General features: G+C 59.4%; 22 protein-coding genes and 1 pseudogene. 3 read left to right on the top strand and 20 right to left on the bottom strand.

Annotated features, from left to right (window positions below; translation table 11 throughout):
- From QZ638_RS15370 to QZ638_RS15330, 9 genes are all read right to left on the bottom strand, one after another.
- On the bottom strand, nucleotides 1-513 hold a 513-nt coding region (locus QZ638_RS15370; RefSeq protein ID WP_295812238.1), incomplete at its 3' end, for a serine hydrolase.
- A gap of 144 nt (nucleotides 514-657) precedes the next feature.
- Complete coding sequence (locus QZ638_RS15365) at nucleotides 658-1,269, bottom strand: glutathione S-transferase family protein (RefSeq protein WP_295812235.1); 612 nt, start codon at nucleotides 1,267-1,269, stop codon at nucleotides 658-660.
- A 16-nt stretch (nucleotides 1,270-1,285) separates the two neighbouring features.
- Nucleotides 1,286-1,873 carry a dihydrofolate reductase family protein gene (locus tag QZ638_RS15360; protein WP_295812231.1) on the bottom strand — a complete coding sequence of 196 codons (588 nt, stop codon included), beginning with the start codon at nucleotides 1,871-1,873 and terminating at the stop codon, nucleotides 1,286-1,288.
- 85 nt (nucleotides 1,874-1,958) lie between these two features.
- The gene (locus QZ638_RS15355; RefSeq protein ID WP_295812221.1) at nucleotides 1,959-2,231 is read right to left on the bottom strand and encodes a hypothetical protein; all 273 of its coding nucleotides are present in this window, start codon (nucleotides 2,229-2,231) and stop codon (nucleotides 1,959-1,961) included.
- A gap of 45 nt (nucleotides 2,232-2,276) precedes the next feature.
- Nucleotides 2,277-2,762 carry a VOC family protein gene (locus QZ638_RS15350; protein ID WP_295812219.1) on the bottom strand — a complete coding sequence of 162 codons (486 nt, stop codon included), beginning with the start codon at nucleotides 2,760-2,762 and terminating at the stop codon, nucleotides 2,277-2,279.
- A 23-nt stretch (nucleotides 2,763-2,785) separates the two neighbouring features.
- Nucleotides 2,786-3,631 carry an alpha/beta hydrolase gene (locus QZ638_RS15345; RefSeq protein WP_295812218.1) on the bottom strand — a complete coding sequence of 282 codons (846 nt, stop codon included), beginning with the start codon at nucleotides 3,629-3,631 and terminating at the stop codon, nucleotides 2,786-2,788.
- A gap of 136 nt (nucleotides 3,632-3,767) precedes the next feature.
- On the bottom strand, nucleotides 3,768-4,406 hold the full coding sequence (locus tag QZ638_RS15340) for a dihydrofolate reductase family protein (protein WP_295812217.1): 639 nt from the start codon (nucleotides 4,404-4,406) through the stop codon (nucleotides 3,768-3,770).
- Nucleotides 4,403-4,858 (bottom strand): DoxX family protein, encoded by a 456-nt coding sequence (locus tag QZ638_RS15335; RefSeq protein ID WP_295812216.1) that lies wholly within the window; start codon nucleotides 4,856-4,858, stop codon nucleotides 4,403-4,405. Before QZ638_RS15335 ends, QZ638_RS15340 begins: the two co-directional genes overlap by 4 nt.
- 103 nt (nucleotides 4,859-4,961) lie before the next feature.
- On the bottom strand, nucleotides 4,962-6,098 hold the full coding sequence (locus tag QZ638_RS15330) for a DJ-1/PfpI family protein (protein ID WP_295812215.1): 1,137 nt from the start codon (nucleotides 6,096-6,098) through the stop codon (nucleotides 4,962-4,964).
- 122 nt (nucleotides 6,099-6,220) lie between these two features.
- On the opposite strand from QZ638_RS15330, the gene QZ638_RS15325 reads away from it, so the two are divergent.
- Nucleotides 6,221-7,192, top strand: coding sequence for a helix-turn-helix domain-containing protein (locus QZ638_RS15325; protein ID WP_295812212.1), 972 nt, complete (start codon nucleotides 6,221-6,223; stop codon nucleotides 7,190-7,192).
- Between the two features lie 362 nt (nucleotides 7,193-7,554).
- Entirely contained in the window at nucleotides 7,555-8,484 is a 930-nt protein-coding gene (locus tag QZ638_RS15320; RefSeq protein WP_295812209.1) for a GNAT family N-acetyltransferase, read from the top strand.
- Nucleotides 8,485-8,731: 247 nt separating this feature from the next.
- Here QZ638_RS15320 and QZ638_RS15315 read toward each other — a convergent pair.
- From QZ638_RS15315 to QZ638_RS15275, 10 genes and pseudogenes are all read right to left on the bottom strand, one after another.
- Nucleotides 8,732-8,824: pseudogene (locus QZ638_RS15315) on the bottom strand (IS6 family transposase); the annotation flags it as partial.
- A gap of 130 nt (nucleotides 8,825-8,954) precedes the next feature.
- The gene (locus QZ638_RS23360) at nucleotides 8,955-9,263 is read right to left on the bottom strand and encodes an IS3 family transposase (protein WP_366936248.1); all 309 of its coding nucleotides are present in this window, start codon (nucleotides 9,261-9,263) and stop codon (nucleotides 8,955-8,957) included.
- A 78-nt stretch (nucleotides 9,264-9,341) separates the two neighbouring features.
- Complete coding sequence (locus QZ638_RS15310) at nucleotides 9,342-9,626, bottom strand: transposase (protein ID WP_295812206.1); 285 nt, start codon at nucleotides 9,624-9,626, stop codon at nucleotides 9,342-9,344.
- Between the two features lie 36 nt (nucleotides 9,627-9,662).
- Nucleotides 9,663-9,881, bottom strand: a complete 219-nt coding sequence (locus QZ638_RS15305) for an NAD(P)-binding domain-containing protein (RefSeq protein ID WP_295812202.1) — start codon at nucleotides 9,879-9,881, stop codon at nucleotides 9,663-9,665.
- Nucleotides 9,882-10,126: 245 nt separating this feature from the next.
- The gene (locus QZ638_RS15300) at nucleotides 10,127-11,683 is read right to left on the bottom strand and encodes an AMP-binding protein (RefSeq protein ID WP_295812240.1); all 1,557 of its coding nucleotides are present in this window, start codon (nucleotides 11,681-11,683) and stop codon (nucleotides 10,127-10,129) included.
- A gap of 92 nt (nucleotides 11,684-11,775) precedes the next feature.
- A complete protein-coding gene (locus QZ638_RS15295; protein WP_295812201.1) occupies nucleotides 11,776-12,537 on the bottom strand; it encodes an enoyl-CoA hydratase/isomerase family protein in 762 nt (253 codons plus the stop codon).
- 1 nt (nucleotide 12,538) lies between these two features.
- Entirely contained in the window at nucleotides 12,539-13,828 is a 1,290-nt protein-coding gene (locus QZ638_RS15290; RefSeq protein ID WP_295812198.1) for a TRAP transporter large permease, read from the bottom strand.
- Nucleotides 13,829-13,831: 3 nt separating this feature from the next.
- Nucleotides 13,832-14,299 (bottom strand): TRAP transporter small permease, encoded by a 468-nt coding sequence (locus QZ638_RS15285; RefSeq protein ID WP_295812195.1) that lies wholly within the window; start codon nucleotides 14,297-14,299, stop codon nucleotides 13,832-13,834.
- A gap of 25 nt (nucleotides 14,300-14,324) precedes the next feature.
- Nucleotides 14,325-15,692 carry an MmgE/PrpD family protein gene (locus QZ638_RS15280; RefSeq protein ID WP_295812193.1) on the bottom strand — a complete coding sequence of 456 codons (1,368 nt, stop codon included), beginning with the start codon at nucleotides 15,690-15,692 and terminating at the stop codon, nucleotides 14,325-14,327.
- A 120-nt stretch (nucleotides 15,693-15,812) separates the two neighbouring features.
- Entirely contained in the window at nucleotides 15,813-16,802 is a 990-nt protein-coding gene (locus tag QZ638_RS15275) for a TRAP transporter substrate-binding protein (protein ID WP_295812191.1), read from the bottom strand.
- Nucleotides 16,803-16,940: 138 nt separating this feature from the next.
- On the opposite strand from QZ638_RS15275, the gene QZ638_RS15270 reads away from it, so the two are divergent.
- Nucleotides 16,941-17,921 (top strand): LysR family transcriptional regulator, encoded by a 981-nt coding sequence (locus QZ638_RS15270; protein ID WP_295812189.1) that lies wholly within the window; start codon nucleotides 16,941-16,943, stop codon nucleotides 17,919-17,921.
- Here the strand turns inward: QZ638_RS15270 and QZ638_RS15265 are convergent.
- The coding region (locus tag QZ638_RS15265) for a M24 family metallopeptidase (RefSeq protein WP_295812187.1) at nucleotides 17,918-18,512 on the bottom strand (595 nt) is incomplete at its 5' end. The genes QZ638_RS15270 and QZ638_RS15265 overlap by 4 nt on opposite strands.

Here is an 18,512-nt window from a genome sequence, read left to right as displayed (position 1 = left end):
GTAGGGAAGCTCCTCGGACCAATCGAGACCGAGTGTCATGGTCAGGACGTGCTCGATCGTGATGGCGCGTTTCACTTCGATATCGGGCACATCGGGATATTGCGGTAACTGCGCGAGAAGCGGCGCGTCGATAGGCGGAACCGAGCCCTCGTCAAGCGCAATGCCATAGAGAAGACCGACGATGCTTTTTGAGACCGACCGCAGGTCGTGCCGGGTCTCGGCATCGTGCTCGACCATACCGAGATCCTGGCCCCAGCGTTCGTCGACGCCCGGATAGTAGCGCTCAAGAAGCAGTTTCCCGTGACGAACGACGACGACCCCATGAAGGCCGTCAAATTCGCCGTCGGCGAAGGCGGCATCCAGTTGGTTACCGAGCGCTTCGTTGAAGCCGGCCTCGGCCAGAGAACCGGTTTCCCAGCCATTTGCATGCGCTGTTCCCGCGCCACCACCGAACAACAGCGCGACGACCGCAATGGTCTGCCAGATATGGCGATGCCTGATCGCTTTCCTCATGGTTTTCTCCCGAGTTCATTAATCCGTGTCGAAGTGCCTTGCGCCGGCCGTTTTCTGCCTTCAGGGCGCATCCCGATGCAGAGGTCTATCCCTTTTCGAGGCCTTGCCTGTGAAAACCGCCAGTTGCGCAGCGAAAGCCCGCTTTTAGGCCGGGCGGGCTTCGCCACGCGCGATGTAGGCGGAAAGGTTCGGGTATTCGTTGAGAAGGTCCGACGAATTCCGCAGCCTCAGCAGCACCGAGACCATCATCAGGTCGCCGGCGCTGAACGACCCATCGAGCCATTCTGCATCACCAAGGGAGGCGGAAAGCTGATCCAGCCGGGTGAGGATGCGGTCTTCGAGGATGGGCATGCGCTGCACGCGCCAAGGTTCTTCGCTCGCCAGCAGCCTGGTATTTTCGCGTTCGAGAATCGGCGGCTCCACGGTGTTCAGGGCCGCGAACATCCAGGTGATCGCCTGTGTTCGTGGTTTGGCATGGTCCGGCAGCAGGCCCGCATGATGCTGCGCGAGATGCAGGATGATCGCCCCGGTCTCGAACAGCGCGAGATCGCCCTCTTCATAAGTCGGGATCTGCCCGAACGGATGCAGCGCCAGATGCGCGGGTTCTTTCATCGCCTTGAAGGAGACCAAGCGCACATTGTAGGGCTGACCAACTTCCTCGAAAGCCCAGCGCACGCGGGTGTCACGCGCCAGGCCGGCGCCCTTGTCCGGCGAGCTTTCGAAGGCGGTGATGGTGGGTTTGCTTTGCCTAGCCATTGTGACGTTCCCTCTGTCAGTCCCTGACGACGCGGTAACGGATATGAGTGGCGTTCGGCGTGTCGATCACGCGGACGATCTCCAGTTCGATCCGCTCCGGCAGGACGTCGAACAATCTGCGCCCCGCCCCCAACAAGACCGGGATCACGTGGATCTGCAGTTCGTCCAGCACACCGGCCTGCAGCGCCGCTTGCGCAAGGGTGCCGCCATGCATCATCACGTCCTTGCCGTTCGCGGCGGCCTTGGCCTGCGTCATGGCGCTGGCAACGCCGTCGTTCACGTAGGTCACCAGCGGGTACTTCTCGACATCCCGGCCGGGCGGGTTGCGGCTGACCACGAAGATCGGAACACCGTGATGATTGCCGCCCCAATGACCGGCCTGCTCGGCGGACCTGCGCCCTGCCACGACAGCACCCGTCGCATGGCCCTCCTCCATGAAATGGGCGCCCCAGCCTGTCCCTTGCGTGTTCGGCGGTGTGCCTTGAAATCCGTACCATTCATGCAGACGCATGAAATCGTCGCCGGCAGGATTGCCGACTTCGTCGTTCGGACCGGCAATAAAGCCATCCAGCGACATGGACATGTAGAGAACCGAGTTGGACATGGTCGAGGTCCCTTCTTCTCGCACTGTTGTTCAGTGGTTTGCTCCGCTCATCCGGCTCCCGTGCCAGCCGCCTCAAGCACGGCGATTATGCCGGAAGCTCGATCGCAACCTCAGCGTGCTCCGGCGGCTCTTGGAGCCCGAGCTGTCGCGCGATGGCCGGAATCTCCGGGTCCGCGAGAAACCCGGCGTAGTCATCGGGGTCCCAGTCGAAGACCGACCAAACCCGATGAACGTCGTGGGGATCGAAGTAAACGCGGGCGCCTCGACATCCATGCTCCCTGCGCTTGTCAGCACCCGACGTTCGAAAGACCTCCAGAAACCGGTCTGGATCGGTCACTCTGGCGACGGTGACAATCATGACTGCCACTCCCTTCTTGATTTGCGTGCCGTGTGCATCGGTCGCTCAGCCGGTTTCCGAGACAGCCGCCTCGAGCACCGCGATGTCGATCTTCTTCATCGGCATCATCGCCTCGAACGCGCGCCGCGCCTTCTCGCCATCCGCGCCGGTCGTCAGGTCCAGCAGCAGCCTCGGCGTGATCTGCCAGGAATGGCCCCAGCGATCCTTGCACCAGCCGCATTGGCTTTCCTGCCCGCCATTGCCGACAATTGCGTTCCAGTATCGGTCGGTCTCTTCTTGGTCTTCCGTTATGACCATGAAGGACACTGCCTCGTTCGGGGTGAAGACCGGCCCACCATTGATGCCGACAAACTTGCGGCCCAGCACCGTGAACTCCGCCGTCAACTCGTCGCCTTGCTTCCCGCCGGGGTAATCGGCGGCGGCCCTGTTCACTTTGTCGACATGGCTGTCGGGAAAGGTCGCGGCGTAGAATTCGGCCGCCTTCGACGCTTCGCCGTGGTCGAACCACAGGCAGGTCACGAGATCGGTCATGTCGTTTCTCCCTGGTTGATGGGTCATTGCTCCGGGGCGGCTGCCTCGGGGTAGCCATCGAGGAAGGGGATCGCGATCTCGCTGATCGCGGTGGTGTTGACGATGTCGTAGTGCGTGGCGTTGGGGATCACCGCAAAGTGGTTCTGCCCCATGCCGGAGCGGTCCCATTGCGCGTCCTGCGCGCCGCCGCCGAGCAGCTCGAACAGGTGGGTTGCGGCACCGATGCGGACTGCATCCCAGTCGCCGACGATAACGAGCGTCGGTGCGGTGATGTCGGGAACCTCTGACGACCAGTCATAGTCGGTGCCGATCAAGATGCCGAACTCGTTGACGGCCTCCGCCCAGCTCGCTTCGCCGCCCGGTGCTTTCGCGACATAGCCCTGATGCATGGGAGAGCCGATCATGCTCTCAGCAGTGCCCGCCGGATCGGCATAGATCGCGCGCATGCCCTCGAAGTTGTAGTCGTGCCAGTTGTTGTAGGCATAGGCGGCCGAGACGGTGACCAGACGATCGACAACCTCTGGGTGGTCGATAGCGACGCGCATCGCGACCGCCCCGCCCAGCGAATATCCCATGACATCAGCTTTCTCGTAGCCGAGAGACGTGATGAGTTCGGCAACATCGGTTGCCATGGCCTCGAAGCTCATGGGACGGCCCAGAGGACCGGTGCCGCCATGAGCCTGCAGGTCGACGCCGATGACCCTGCGGCCCTGCGCCAGGACCTCGATGTTGGGTCCGAACATCTCGACCGAGCCGAAGCCGCCGTGGAGCAAGATCAGCGGATCGCCCTCGCTATAGGTCTGATACCAGATACGAATATCGTTGACGTCGGCGAAGCCGGATTCCGTGGGAGTTGGAAGCTGGGACATCTGAGGGGCCTCCTGAGCAGATGTTGCAGTGGGTGCGGCGAAACTCAGCGCCGCCGCGGCGATGAAGGAAGTTAGGAGGCGTCTGGTCATTCTGATCCCCTTTCGATTTGTTCCTGGGACGGACCTCGGCAGGCCTTCACGACCCTTGGCCTTGAACGCGATAGCGAAGATGCGCCACGTTCACGCCGGCAAAGGCGTCGACCTGCTCGAGCATGATGAAGTCGTCGCCAAAGTGATCGAACAGACGGACGCCGTCGCCGATCAGGATCGGCGCGACATGGACGAAGATCTCGTCCAGCAACCCAGCCTTCAGGGCTTGCTGGCACGGGCTCGCCCCCAGAAGGGCGATGTCCTTCGCGCCGGCGGTCACCTTTGCCTGGTCGATGGCATCTTCAATTCCCCCGGTGACGAATATCAGGCCGGTTCCATCACCGGGCGGATCGGGATCGGAATTGTGCGTGAGCACGAATGTCGGAACGCCGGCCGGGTGAAGGCCACCCCATCCGCGCGCCAAAGTGTAGGTGCGCTTGCCCGACACATAGGCTCCGAAGCGTGCGAAGGTTTCAGCAATGACTCCGCGACTGGCCCCCTCCGGACGCAGCGCCATGGACTTGTCCGGCGGGAAGCGGCGAGTGCCGCTGCTCAGCCAGTCAAACACATGATGACCGCCTCGCGTACCGAGACCATGCTCAAGGGTCTCGTTCGGCCCGGCCACGAAACCGTCGAGCGACATCGACATCTCGGCCACGACGAGCCCGCGCGGATTGTCACTCATGGTGCTCTCCTTGCGAGATCGGTCTTTGGGTCGGCGCGCGTCACTCGAAAGGTCTTCCAGTCGATGCCCCAGCCGAGCGCCAGCCTGTCGCCCGGCCCGTGAACTGCCGCGAACAGCAGTCCGGCGATGAAGGTGAAATGATCGACGAAAAAGCCGAACTCCATCGGGTTCTCCTCCCACCTAGACGGCCCGTGAAACGCGAACCCGAGGAACAGGACATAGGCTGCCGAGATCACGGCCGCCTCGCTGAAGAAGGAGCCGGTGAGGAACGCGAAAGTCAGGCCGAGTTCAAAGAAGGCGGCAACCCAGGCAAAGAACAGGGGGGCCGGGAAATCGATCAAGGCGATGTAGCCAGCCGTCGCGCCCATATCCGCGAACTTGAAGCAGGCCGCCATGAGAAATGCACCGCCGAAGATCAGGCGAGCGATGAGGATTGCGGTCCTTCTTGCCATTTCTGATGATCCTTCGTTGCTTGTCCTGACGGGCTTTCTGTCCAAAGGACGCGCGAGATCTGCGCCTCACGACATGGAGCGGAAACTTTTTCGCTTTGGGTTTTCAGTGTGGATATTCGAGCTGCATGGCGACAACATTGGTCGTGGCCTCCCCATAGTGTTCGGTGATGGTCTCGAGCGCCTGGTCCAACGCATCCGCAGGCCGCTCATCGGGGTAGATCGAAGCGGTGCGATCTTCCTGCCAGCCGTCTTCGACGCGATCCGGCAGGATGCGCACACCGTTCGCCGTGGGGAGTGCAGATGGGGCCTGTGCGAAAGTGACCGCATGCGACCGGTAGGTTCGTGACCAGGCATCGGCGATCATGGCCAGCGAGACCTCGTCCATTCCCGCCTCGAGTTCGATCCCCCAATCATCGCGGTTCCAGAATAACATGCGGTTTGCGAGCACTCGTGTCGCGAAAGGACGTGTTAGTTGAAACGCATCGCTCGCATGCCGCATGTCCCAGTTTCCCGTGCCGAGATCTGTTGCTACAACCTCGGCCTGCTCCGGTCCCGCGATGGCCTCGATCAGTGCCAGCATCATCGGCAGGGCGGCCGTGATGCCGGTCGTGGTCACGACGTTCCCGTCCGCGACCATGCGGCGGTCGGCGACATAGTCTATCGTCGGGTTGCGTCTGAGCATCTCGCCCAGATAGTACCAGTGGGTTGTCGCACGCCTGCCGTCGAGCAGCCCGGCAGCGCCGACCACCTTGGCGCCGGCACAAACACCGATGATCGTCGCGCCTTTCCGGGACTGCCCCTGCAGCCAGGCGATCACCGCCGGATCGTCGTCGCGGCTCATCGCTGGTACGATGACGTAGTCGGCCCCCTCGGGATATTCGGCGTCGAACGCGGCGATGGTCGCGTCCGGCTCCACCCTCAACGCGGGATAGAGCTGCACCGGCCCTTCCTCCGTCGCCAGCATCACTACCTCGGCAATATCGGCCCGCCTCAGGATACCAGTCGTCGTGATGTAGTCGTTGGTCTCGGTCGCGTCGTTGAGCCCGATGACAGCGATAACGGGACGTCCTTCTCCTTCGTAGCGGAGAGCAGTCAGCATGGCATCCGTCTCTTCCTGCGGCACCGCGGGGGCGTCCGCCGTGGCGATTGTCGAAGGCAGGCTGAATATCCAGCCGCCGAAGCCCGCGAGACCGAGCAGAACGACTGCAATACCCCCAAAAACGATAACGCGCTTCGACATGGCTGTTTCTCCCGAAAAGCTGCTGGATGGGTCGCGAACTCGTCCGCGCTACCATCGCCTTTTTCGGAAGCTACCAGCCGCCCGCCATGGCAGAAATGACAAATAGATGCTAATTTCTGCCAATGCACCACGTCGTCTCCATCGTCTATCCTGGGTTCGAGCTGCTCGATGTGTCTGGACCTGCATCGGTGTTCAACGGTGCCAATCGCGCGCTCGGCCAGCAGGGAAAGCCCGCATTCTATGCGGTCACCCTAGTCTCCGCCCAAGGCGGCGCCATCGAAAGCAGTAGCGGCATCACCGTCGACACGCGGGCGATCTCGGATTTGAAGCCAGGAGATGCGCATACCGTCCTGGTCGCCGGGGCGGAACGGGAGCCGCTGCTGGCCGCCGTCGCCGACCCGACCCTACGGGCAGTGCTTCCCGGACTTGCCTCCGGTGCCGAGCGCTACGGATCGGTCTGCACGGGCGGCTTCGTGTTCGCCGCGCTCGGCCTGCTCGACGGCCATCGCATCGCGACCCATTGGGATTCCTGCAAACCGCTTTCCGAGAACTTTCCCGCCGTCACGGTGGACCCCGACGCGCTCTACGTCGTAGATGGCCGACTCTGGACATCTGCGGGTGTGACGACGGGCATTGACATGGCGCTGGCGATGATCGCCAATGATCTCGATGCAGGCATCGCCGGCGAAGTTGCCAAGCGGCTGATCCTTTACGCACGCCGTCCCGGATATCAGTCGCAATTCAGTCCGGTGCTGCAGGCGCAGGTCAAGGGCGACAGTCCCTTCGCCGATCTGATCGGATGGATTCAGGCCAATCTCGATGCAACGCTGGATGTCCCCGCACTGGCCGAGCGCGTGGGACTGAGCGAGCGGACCTTCCACCGCAAGTTCGTGGCGGCAACAGGCCAGACCCCCGCCAAATTCGTCGAGACCGCCCGACTCGACGCAGCGCGCCTCTTGCTGTCACGCGGAACCTCACTCAAATCGGTTGCCGCGCAGGTAGGCCTGTTCCCCGCTGCGCGTCTTTCGGAAGTCTTCGAGCGCCGGTTCGGCGTCGCGCCGAGGCTGTTCCGGGAGATGCATGGCGGTATGTGAATTGAGATCCGAATCGTCCCGTTGTCGTTTTCGCAGTCTTGCCTCATTCATCAGGCTGCTTTCATGCCATCATCGAATACACAAGTCTCATCCAGCACGGCCAGTGGTCTGATCGTGTTCGAATTCGAGGAGAGTGATGCGTGCATCAGGCGTCCTCATCTATTACAGGAGGGGCGAAAACCGTGTTCTTTAAACAGTTCCGATCTGGCGCGAATCGCATGCTCGGCTCGAAGCCGAACTCGGGTCAGATTAAGATCTCGCCGATCTTCTACGATAACTTAAGTCCGTTGAGTCATGATCTGCTCTCTGTTTCATTTGATAGTCCACTCTTGGCTTACGCCTGTAGGGAGGCTTGATCCGGCATGTCAGTGCGCCCCTACCACCGAGCTGACGCCAGGGCGTGGCTAGCACTGCTCAATCTCCTGCGGGAGCGGCCGCTCGACCTCGGCAGCTTCCTTGATCGGGAACGCTCGCGAGTTTCGCGAGAGAAGCCGCTTCGGCTCGTATTTGAGGAGAACTCTGAAATTCTCGGCATCGTAGAGGGCGTGGTTTCGGCCTACCTGCCCGAGGACCATCTTATGACAGCAATTGCAGTCACGCCTACGGCGCGCCGCCGAGGTATCGGCACGTTGCTATTTAATGAATTTAAGACCGTCGCACTTGAAGCAGGGATTGCGGGGCTTGCTTGCGAGGTGGTTGAAAACGATCCCAACGTTTACAACTGGGCAAGGTCCTGCGGCTTGCGCGATCATGTTCGCCGCATCTCAAGCACTCTCGATCTAGCGGTGTGGAGCGAAGCGCGCCAGACGGTACGCGAAACAGCTCTGGCGGCGCATGGTTTCATACTCACTACGATGGGGGACGGTCTGGTTCGGTCCGAGGAACTTCTCCCGTTCTTCAGAGATCGTGTCTCCGAAGCGCCGGACATGGCTAATATGCCGCGCTGGGATCTCGAGCTCTGCCGCAGCATCCTGTTCAAAAATCCTCATGCCCGCGACGATTGGATTGTAGTCGCACAGTTGAATGGTCGTATTGCGGGCTTGGCTGTGATGCACAGCCTTGGCACGGACGCTTACCTCTACTTTGTGGGCAGTGCGCCTTGGGCACGGGGTCGAGGTTTGGGCGTTGCCCTTATCGGGTACCTTGCAGGACAGGCGAAAGCCGAGAGGATACCGATCCTACGGATCGATAATATTGAAAGTAATTCACCCGCATTACGGATAAACGACCAAATCGGCTTCGTCGGTCAGACTGTCCGCGTTGAGCTTCGGCGCACCCTTACAACGCCGTGAGGGCTCATTCAGTCCAGTCAAGCGTTAGCTTATGTAAACCAAAGCGGCCTAGATGTGCCGCATTAATGTTCCGCGAGATGCATGCCGATCTTTGAGGGATCGATCGGGCGCGAAGGGCCGCTGCGTGCCGAACGCCTTCTTTGCCTGGTTCCCGCCGCCCCGCCCGGAAACGTCGCACAGCCAGCAAGGAGCGTTGGTTTTGTTGCAACCGCTGACTGGACAGGAAAAGCGACCTGGCCGACAGCAATTATGCGGCAAGAATTGCGAACTGCTCGGCCAGGGTTGGATTCGGATTGAAGGCGTATCTTGCCTGTCGCTCGCGCATCATATGAACCATCTCGGCGTAACGGCTTCGCCTCAATTCCCTTACCTGCGGGCTACGTCACCCTGCCAGTTGACGACAGGTCACCGCCGCTTGGGCTCATGCCCCCTCACAGCAGGGGGCATGGCATTCTTCAAATCCTCCTTTCTCAATGCATTCTAGTCATATGCATCCCGGACCGTCCGGGACGAGGCGCACCATAGGTGATATCGGCGACCCAAAGCATGCTCGGCTCGTGGGCAAAGAAGTTCCGGTCCATCAGATTGCTGGCTGGCCGCAATCGCTCGTCACGGATCGTGGTCCGGGCGGACTTGCGACGGCTGACGCCCTTCAAGCCTGCAGCTTTCATCAATCGTTCGACGCGCTTGCGCCCAACATGGACGCCGGCATCAGCCAGTTCAGCATGGACGCGCGGTGCGCCGTAGATCTGCCTAGAGGCTTGATGGATGGTCTTGATGCGTCCGCTCAGATCGCCATCGTCTCGATCGGGTAACAGACCTGGTTTGCGGTCATGAATTCGAAGACCGGGACGACGTCACGTCGTTCGCTGCAAACCAGGCTGCGGCCTTTGAGAGAATGTCGCGCTCCGTGCGAAGCTGCCGGTTCTCCTTGCGCGGGCGCCGAGCTCTTCCCGCTCGGCGCTGGTCAGGCCGTCATCGCGTGTCCCACCGTCGATCTCCGCCTGCTTGACCCAGCCATGAATCGTCGCAACGCAAGGCTCGAACTCACGCGCAAGACTTTCAACACTGCGTCCGGCCTTGGCCAGCGCGATGATCTGTTGCCTGAATTCCGCAGGGTACGGGTTCCTGGTTCTCGGCATGACAAGCACTCTCCTTCACAAATGGAAAAGTGTCCATCAAACCGGGGGAACTCCAGTGCCGATTCCGGCCGCTACGCTGACAAATGTCACGTGGCCGGCAAAGCGGCTATAGGTAGCAGCCACATCGCGGATCACCTGCGGCTTGATTGCAAAGACAATGAAGTTCGCACCGACGCTCAGTTCATCGACGTTTTCGGGGACCGTCACGCCAAGCGCGCCAGCGAGGGCGCGCAATTCGACATTAGGCTCGATCACTGTAGCATCCTTCGAAGCCAACTTGCCCGCGGTGATCCACACCCTTCAACATAGCATAACCCATGCTGCCGCAATCGACGAGAATTATCGACTTGTCCATGAGTATTTTCCCCTTGAGGATGGAAAACTACGGAAAGATCGCTGCTTTTCATCTGTGTTGACAATAGGTCTGTTGGCTGTGAGGCCAAGACAATGGTTTCATCCAACCACATCGCTAAGTATCTGGAGTAGGAACAAGAACGGTATTATCGCTTAAAAGTATAGCCAGTGCCTTGGATATCCCAGCAATCATTCGTGGATCTTGAAAGCTCCGCCTTGCGAATGCGCTGGCTCGGCGTCTTGGGGAATTCCCGCGTGAAGTCGACATAACGGGGAATCTGGAAATAAGGCATCTTGTCCTCGCACCACCGGATCAGGTCCAACGGTTCAAGGATCTTCTGCGGCTTCAGCTTCACAAAAAGCTTCAGATCATCATCGCCGGCCCCCAGACCGCTGTCGACACCGACCAGAGCGCATTCCTCCACAGACGGATGGCGCGCCACGATCCGCTCGACCTCCCAAGCCGAAACATTCTCTCCCCGACGCCGTAGGCTGTCGCTCTTACGTCCCGTGAAAAACAGATGTCCGTTCTCGTCGAACCGGCCGAGGTCGCCCGTCTTGATCCAACCGGCCTGCGTTCTAGTCTGAACCTTGTTGAGCGAGACGGACGTATGGCCCTCGCCCTTGCCCTTCACGACGATCTCGCCCGTTTCTCCCTGGGCAACATCCTGTTCCCCGTCATCGATAATCCTTACCGAGAACCACGGAAGGGGTTTTCCGATGGAGCCGCGCGGTCCCCCGACATTGATCGAGACGTAGTTCGCCACTTCGCTCAGGCCGTAACCTTCGTTGACGACCACCCCAAAGCGCCGTTCAAACTCTTCTCCGATGTCCTCCGGACATCCCGCCCCCCAGGCGACCTTCACTGAATGATCGCGATCGCCTTCGAGGGCCGGCTGCTTCAGCAGGATCGGTAGAATGCCTCCGATGTAATGAATCTTGGTGGCGTTGAAACGGCGCGCCTGGTCCCAGAAACGCGATGCGCTGAAGCGGGGAACCATGGCGAGCGTAAGCTTCTCCATGATCGCGGCAAAGACGGTCTGATGCCCCGCTCCATGATACAAGGGCTCCCAGAACAACAGGACGTCGCCCGGCTCCATCTCCCCGATCAGCAGGCACCCGATCGAACCGATCTGCACGACGCGGTCCGAACGTGAAAACTTCTTCGGCGCTCCCGTCGTTCCTGACGTATAATTTATGACCAGCGGATCGTCCGGCCCGGCGGACAGTGCTGGCGGCGTGGCTGCGCCCCCTTCGATGAGCCTGTCGAGTTCGCCCGTTCCGCTGTCGTCGTTCCAGATAACATGCGGGATTTCCGCCTCGACAAGGGCCTGATCCAGCAAGGTCCGGTAGGTGGTCTCCGCGATGAGAACGCGGGGTCGGGCATCGGCCAGCAGAAGCGATAGATAGTCGCCCTTGGCATTCACATTGACGGAGGTCCGCGCGACGCCGATCTGGGCGCAGGCATAAAGCGCAATGATGTGCTCGGCATGCTGATCGAGCATGAGAGCGACGACGTCGCCCTTGCCGATGCCCAGGTCGAGCAGGGCGTTCGCCAATTTCGTCGAGCGCTCGTGAAGCTCCCACACCGTCAGCTGCCCTCCCTCCCAGACGCATAACGGGTGTTCGGGATCGGTCTGCGCCCGCTGTTCAAGGATTGTCCGAAAGGTACCTTCTCCCGGCACCGGCCAATGCGCACGCATGTTAAAGTCGGCTAAGTTCCTGCCGCTCATTGTCATTCTCCAGAATTTTCTTGAATACCAGTTCACTCACTATGTTTGAAGTGGAGAACACTCTATGCATTCCTGGCATTATGTCCGGCGAAAAAGCCCGAAATGCCAGACTTAACTGACCGGGTTATTTCTTCTTTCGCTCTCACTTCCGCCGCGCGGGCAAACGCGGCCTCGAGCGCAGGTAGTGTGAGATCGCGAAGCCACTGCTTCGTTTCAGCGAAAGCTTCGGGAGATTTCGCCGCTAGCTCGTCGGCAACTTGCAAGGATCGCTCCTCTACTGCTTCCGCAGGAACGATTTCTTCCAGCATCCCCAAACTCGACGCCTCCTGCGCCTCCATGAACCGCCCACTCACAGCAATGGAGCGGGCGAGCATGGGACCGACGGACCAAGAAAGGATAGCCGAGCCCGTTATGCAGGGCATGCCGGAATTGATCTCCGGCAACCCGAAGCGAACGCCTGCATGGGCAACACGATAATCCATCAGCAAGACCGCCTGGAACGCCGAACCCAGCGCAAAGCCGTTCAGTGCCGCGACCAGCGGTTTCCTGAAAGACTGGATGCCGACATAGAAGTCCTGGAACGCCGTCATACGCCCCGCGGCGGCGGACGGTATGCTCATGGTCGGGTCGGAAAGGTCCGCACCTGCGCAGAACGAGCGTCCGCCCGTTCCGGTGATGACCGCCGCGGCAATCTGCAGATCCTTGTCAGCCGATGCGAGAGCCTTGCGGATGTCCTCCCGCACGGCGCCGCTCCAGGCATTGAGCTTAGCCGGATTGTTGAGACGCAGCACCAGAAGTTTACCATGTTTTTCCAGTTCCAGCATTTCACGTTCCCATCAACAGATTCGGCAGCAGGAGAGAAAATTCCGGCACATAGGTTATGATCAGCAACGAGGCGATCAGCGCCAGAAAGAAGGGGATCGCCGCCAGCACCGCGCGCTTCATGGGCACCTCGGCGATCTGCGCCGAAATGAACAGGGAAAGTGCCACCGGAGGCGTCATCGAGCCCATCGTCAGATTGACGGCCGCGATGATGCCGAGCTGCACTGGATCGATCCCGTAAAGCCGGCCGAGGTAGAGCAGCACCGGCGCGACGATGATCAGCGCAGCGGACCCGGCCTCCAGCGCCCCCAGCATCAGCAGACCGATGTTGATGAGGATCAGGGCGCCCCACTTACTTGCGGTCACGGCCTGGATCGCGGTGCCGATTGTCTCGGGTACCTCCATGATGTTCACGGCCCATCCGAATGCACCGGACGCCGCTATGACGAACATGATTGCGCCGGTGAAGAAGGCCGCCTCGCGCAACGAACGGATGACCACTTCCATAGAAAGGCTGCCATAGATCAGACCGAGTAGCATCGAATAGAGAACCGCGAGCACCCCCGCCTCGGAAGGCGTAACGATGCCAAGCGTCATGCCCCCGACGATGATGGCGGGAGAAAGCAAAGCAAAGAACCCGTCGCGCGCACTCATGAGGAATTCCCTCAGGCTCGCACGTGGAAGGGGATCGCCCGCCAGCACGGGCTTTGCGCGCACCGCCGTGAAAACGATCAGTGACAGGCAGAACGCCATCAGGCAACCAGGTAGAACGCCGGCGAGAAACAGCTTACCGGTAGAGACATTCGCAAGCTGGGCATAGACCACCAGAATGATGCTCGGCGGAATGATGGGTCCGATGATGGAAGATGCAGCCGTAACGGCCGCGCTGTAGGCGCGATCATATCCAGCATCGATCATTGCGCGTATCTCGATTCGACCCAGACCAGCGACATCTGCTGTGTTGGACCCCGACATACCGGAGAATATGACGCTCGCCAGAATGTTGACGTAGTAGAGCCCGCCTCGCAAATGCCCCACCAACGCGCAAGCGAAACGGAATATGCGTTCGGTCACACCCATATTGTTCATCAGGATTGCAGCGAGGATGTACATGGGGATGGCCGACAGAACCACGGACTGCACTCCGCCCCACATGCGCTGTGTCACGATCTCGAGTGGGAAATCGCTGCCCGTCAGAATGAACCCCACCGTTGCGGCAAGAAGCGTCAAAGCGACTGGCACATTCGCCGCGAAAAGTACGACCAGGATGACACCGAAGACTATGCCCTCCATGGTTCACGCCCCCGGCTTGAAGGTTTTAGATATTCGGACCACCACGTGGAGGGCCATGGAGAGGAAGCAGTAGCTCATCAGATAGGCTTTCACTTCTTCGGGTATCTTCAGGATCAACGAGTATGTGCCGACATAAAGTGCCCCGATGCGGAACGAATAGTAGGCAAGCGCCACCAGCAACAGCAATTCAACAAGCAGTGCCGCGGCTTCGGCGAAACGCCTCACCTCCACTGGCAGCATGCTTATAAACGTATCAATGGAGTAGTGCTCACCACGTTTGAGAACGGCCGTTGCCGCAACGAAACAGAGGCAGATCAGCAGAAACTGCGATAGCTCCTCACTCCAGCTCAAGGGTGAGTTCAGGAAATAGCGAAAGAAGATCTGTGCGGCGATGGTCAGGGTGAGGAGCGCGATCAAGATGGTCGCCGCTCCCTCTTCCAGATGTTTCAACCATTTGTCGATAAAACTCATTTTCGGAACTCTCCATTTCCGAAAATCATAAGAAGGAAACGATTTCGCAGCCCGTCAGCGTTTCCAGATGACGCAGACCATTCCATGCCTGCTTCGTTTTTTCCGCCCCGACGACCGGCTCCGCGCAATCGACGAATTTCGCGGCCAGTTCCTCCCAGGAAAGAGGATTGGTCGGGTGCCCCTTCGGCTTGTAGAGACGCTTGCGGTATACCTCGTCATCTTCATGGATGATCTCGATATCGGCAAAGTCATTGAAGACGGAATCCCGTTCGCGAAGCTCAGGATGGATATAAACGTTCAACTTCGGATATAGGGCCTGAATGGCCGGAGCGTTCACGGCTTCGTCCGAGAATTCGGCAAAGGTCACCTTCCCGTATTGCAGCGCGGCGGCAACGCAATATTCCATGCTGAACTTACCTTCCAGCCCCGTCGTCGGGCGATGGTAGGGAAGCGTGTTCTCGCAGCGATATCCGATACCGCAATTCAGCTGCTTGATTTGATGGGGCCGGATAGACCCGTTTGCGAGCCCCTCGAGCAATACATCCAACACATGATGCGTCAGGGAGCATGTCGGATAAATCTTGAAGAGAATGCCCGGCTTCACGACGTCGAAAGGCGCGCCAAGGTCCGATACCGCCAAGCCGGCGGCCACATGATCGAAGCCGCAGAACAGGTCGATGAACCCTTCATTCGCCTCCAGCGCATTGGGATTGGCGCTCAACCCGGCCGCCGCAAGCCGTGCTGCCGTGACACCATGCTCAGAAGCCAACCCCGAATGCAGCGGCTTCGTCATGGTGCCGAAATTGGCGCGAACCCCGCAGGCCATCGTGCCCGCGATCGCAAGCGTGCGCGCACAGGCATCGCTGTCCAAGCCCATAAGGTTCGCCGCAGCAGCAGCAGCTCCCAGCGTGCCAAGCGTGGAGGTCGTGTGCCACCCTCGCTCGTAATGTTCCATGTTCATTGCACGACCGAGCTTTGCCTCGATCTCGACTCCGACCGCATAAGCGGCGATCAGTGCCTTGCCTCCTACCTCGGTCGCCGGAACCATGGAGAAGATTGCCGGCACTACAGGGGCGGATGGATGCCCACGCATAGACTCGTTTGTATCGTCGATATCATGCGCATGCGCCAGGGTGCCGTTGGCCAGTGCGGCCATGCGCTCCGTGGTCGTGATGTCACTGCCCCAAATTGCCACATTGCCCGGTTCAAAGCGCGCAAGTTCCATCACCACTTTGCTGGGAGGCTCCGTGGCTCCTGCAATGGCCCCGCCGATGCAATCGGCGATCGCCTGCTTGGAACATTCGCGCGCGTCTTCCGGCAAGGTGTCCCAGGATTGAGAAGCAACGAATTCGGCAAGAACTTTTGTGATCGGGGGAATCGTGGTTTTCAGCATGCGGGCTTTCCCTGGACGACATGACCGTACAACCCGATCTCGCGGATCGAAGTCGGCGCTCAGTTTTTAAAGGAGTGGAATGCGGGCGCGGAGAGATGAACCTCTCGGCGCCGTACAGGATCACTTGATCGCCTGGATCGCATCGAACAAGCCTGCGGTCGACCAAACCTTGGTTTCCATGTCAGCAACCACAGGACCCATTTTTTCGATGAACGGCTCGGGATTCACACGAATGACCACAGCACCATCGTCGATCATCTTTTCAATGATTTCCTTCTGATCCTCGACCGCGAGCTTCGTGTAATATTCGCCGGCCTCAGTACCCGCATCGAGCAGTGCCTGCTGATGTTCCGGCGATAGTCCCTGGAACTTCTTGTCACCGATCACGATAGTGAAGCTGTCGCTGAAGAAATCGACCAATGTCAGATAGGGTGCCACTTCCTGAAGCGACTGACCGTAGAAGCCCGAAACTGTCGCGCAGGCCACTTCGGCCACGCCCTGCTTGAGCGCGAGATAGGTCTCGCCCCAGGGGAGGCCTACAGTCTTCGCACCCATCGCCTCGAAGGTTTTCACAAAGCCTTCCCATGGCGGAACGCGCACCTTGAGACCCTTGAAGTCATCGGGGCTCATGATCGGTTTGGTGGAGATGACTGGCTTGCCGGGACGGGCACCGTTGCGCAACACCATCCTGAAGCCCGCCTTGTCGAGTAGGTCCTGCTCCATCTTCTTGTAGGGCTCACTGTCCAGCACCTTCATGAAATGATCCGTATCGCGGAACACGAAGCCTACCGTGGTGATGTTCCAATCGTCGACATACTTGCCGAAATTGCCGGTTCCGCCGGCGTACATGTCCTGCGCCCCCAGACGAATTGCCTCCAACTGGCTGGGCGCATCCCCCAACTGCCCACCGGAGAAGATGCGAATCTTGACCTCGCCATTCGTCTTCTCCTCGACACGTTTGGCGAAATATTCCTGAGCCTTCGTTTCGGAATGCTGCGGATCGGTGATGTTACCGAGGCGCAGCGTCACGGTCTCCGCGCCGGCCACTGTGCTGGCGACCAATAGCGCGGCTCCAGCGAATATCAGCTTTCTAAGAGAAATATGTGCCATGCAACTCTCCTTGTTACCCTCTGCCTGCAGGCGTTCATTCGCCTTATTATTAGTTTTATTTATATTTAATATAAGGATTATATCCGGTATAGTCAACCGGAAAGATTCCGGGAGCCAAGAGCGCGCATGAAAAGCTGGATGAACCTGAGATCGCTGGAAATTTTCGTTACCTCGGTTGAAGAGGACAACATGTCCCGGGCCGCCGAGCGCCTCGGTCTGACACAGTCGGCCGTCTCGCAGGCAATCGCCAATCTGGAAAAATCGATCGGTGCCCAGTTGGTGGACCGCACGGTGCGGCCGGCGCGCCTGACATTGCTCGGCACCACCTTCTACAAGGGCGCTCTGGAGCTTCTGGGCCGCGCCCGGATCCTCGAGCAAGGTGTCGATCTCGACATGAACAAGCTGCTCCCGCTCCTGCGGATCGGCATGGTGGATTCCTTTGCAGCGACGGTTGGTCCGTATCTGGTCAAAGCCCTCGACACGATCGCCGCGCAATGGTCTGTCCTGTCTGGAATCAACGAAACCAGCGTTCGCGCTCTTTTGGAACGACGGGTGGACTTCGTGATCACTCCTGACAACTCGCACAACCTGTTCGAACTGACAGTTTTGCCGATTTTCGAGGAGCCGTTCTTCATCGTAGCTCCCCCCTCAAATAGTTCGGAGCCGAAAACGGCAGAGCAACTATGCGAGGAAATGCCCCTTATTCGCTATTCGCGATCATCCTTTTTCGGCAGACAGGTGGACGACTATTTGCGCGAACACGCATTGAGCCCCCAGCACCGCTATGAGCTCGATACATCGGATGCCGTTCTTGGAATGGTAGGCGCCGGGATAGGATGGACCATTGCAACACCGCTTGTTGTCCTGAAGAGCGTCCGCTCCGACACAAACCTGCGTATCTATCCGCTCAGCAAAGCCCCAATGTCGCGCACGCTATGGCTCATTGCGCAACGGACGGAAAATGCAGAGCTGAGTCAACGTATCGCCAAAGCGGCCCAGGAAGCTATACTCACCGGCTTTCTGCCTAAGATTGCCGGTCTCGGTGGCCCGACCACAACGGAGGCGCTTCGGATCGGCGAGCTAAGCGTGAACCAGTTCGAGGCATATCTCCAACCCTAACTTTTTATAAGGCGTGATCCCGGTACTCGAGCACGCAATGGCTCAATGGGGGTATGCCGCGTCAGGTTCTCACAACCATCTGCTGTTACAAGGTAGCAATTGCCCACGTTGGAGCCCGCCACGAGCGGGTCGAGCCATTGAGCGTGGAGCACAAATACCATTCCCTCCTCCATCTTGTCGCAATTATGCGAAGAGATGTTGAACAGCGGCATTTTCGGCATACCCACGGCATGCCCAAGATTCGGGTTGTGAGGTCCCACCTGCGCCGGATACACATGTTCCAGCCGCCTGCCCTGACGCTCCCAATCCGCGTCCGGTACATATTGGCGTTTCAGCCTGCGCGGCTGGCCGTCCGGCATAGCCTCCCAATTGAAGGGCATGGTTCGCGTCGCACTGTCAAGCAGATAACCGCGCTCCAGATACACGGAGAACGCTGCCTCGTGCAGTTCGCTGAACATCACTCCCGGTTTGATAAGTTTTTCGGCGCGCGTGACTGCTTCAACAGTGAGATCTAGTACCTCTTCCTGCTTGGCAGTTAGGTCGCCTACCCCAATCATGCGCGCGCTCTGGGCAAAGTAGCCTCGATACGTG

This window comes from uncultured Nitratireductor sp. (assembly GCF_913053745.1).
In the GTDB taxonomy this organism is placed as follows: Bacteria; Pseudomonadota; Alphaproteobacteria; order Rhizobiales; family Rhizobiaceae; genus Nitratireductor.
The sequence above is the reverse complement of the archived record's forward strand: the minus strand, read 5'-3'. Positions and strand labels throughout refer to the sequence as shown.

Coding starts and splice junctions, on each gene's coding strand:
- QZ638_RS15300 (WP_295812240.1), bottom strand. CDS start 11,683: ATGCGTGCGCATTGGCCGGTGCCGGGAGAAGGTACCTTTCGGACAATC.
- QZ638_RS15335 (WP_295812216.1), bottom strand. CDS start 4,858: ATGGCAAGAAGGACCGCAATCCTCATCGCTCGCCTGATCTTCGGCGGT.
- QZ638_RS15365 (WP_295812235.1), bottom strand. CDS start 1,269: ATGGCTAGGCAAAGCAAACCCACCATCACCGCCTTCGAAAGCTCGCCG.
- QZ638_RS15270 (WP_295812189.1), top strand. CDS start 16,941: ATGAACCTGAGATCGCTGGAAATTTTCGTTACCTCGGTTGAAGAGGAC.
- QZ638_RS15295 (WP_295812201.1), bottom strand. CDS start 12,537: ATGCTGGAACTGGAAAAACATGGTAAACTTCTGGTGCTGCGTCTCAAC.
- QZ638_RS15310 (WP_295812206.1), bottom strand. CDS start 9,626: ATGCCGAGAACCAGGAACCCGTACCCTGCGGAATTCAGGCAACAGATC.
- QZ638_RS15275 (WP_295812191.1), bottom strand. CDS start 16,802: ATGGCACATATTTCTCTTAGAAAGCTGATATTCGCTGGAGCCGCGCTA.
- QZ638_RS15340 (WP_295812217.1), bottom strand. CDS start 4,406: ATGAGTGACAATCCGCGCGGGCTCGTCGTGGCCGAGATGTCGATGTCG.
- QZ638_RS15280 (WP_295812193.1), bottom strand. CDS start 15,692: ATGCTGAAAACCACGATTCCCCCGATCACAAAAGTTCTTGCCGAATTC.
- QZ638_RS15345 (WP_295812218.1), bottom strand. CDS start 3,631: ATGTCCCAGCTTCCAACTCCCACGGAATCCGGCTTCGCCGACGTCAAC.
- QZ638_RS15320 (WP_295812209.1), top strand. CDS start 7,555: ATGTCAGTGCGCCCCTACCACCGAGCTGACGCCAGGGCGTGGCTAGCA.
- QZ638_RS15290 (WP_295812198.1), bottom strand. CDS start 13,828: ATGGAGGGCATAGTCTTCGGTGTCATCCTGGTCGTACTTTTCGCGGCG.
- QZ638_RS15355 (WP_295812221.1), bottom strand. CDS start 2,231: ATGATTGTCACCGTCGCCAGAGTGACCGATCCAGACCGGTTTCTGGAG.
- QZ638_RS15285 (WP_295812195.1), bottom strand. CDS start 14,299: ATGAGTTTTATCGACAAATGGTTGAAACATCTGGAAGAGGGAGCGGCG.
- QZ638_RS15360 (WP_295812231.1), bottom strand. CDS start 1,873: ATGTCCAACTCGGTTCTCTACATGTCCATGTCGCTGGATGGCTTTATT.
- QZ638_RS15330 (WP_295812215.1), bottom strand. CDS start 6,098: ATGTCGAAGCGCGTTATCGTTTTTGGGGGTATTGCAGTCGTTCTGCTC.
- QZ638_RS15325 (WP_295812212.1), top strand. CDS start 6,221: ATGCACCACGTCGTCTCCATCGTCTATCCTGGGTTCGAGCTGCTCGAT.
- QZ638_RS15350 (WP_295812219.1), bottom strand. CDS start 2,762: ATGACCGATCTCGTGACCTGCCTGTGGTTCGACCACGGCGAAGCGTCG.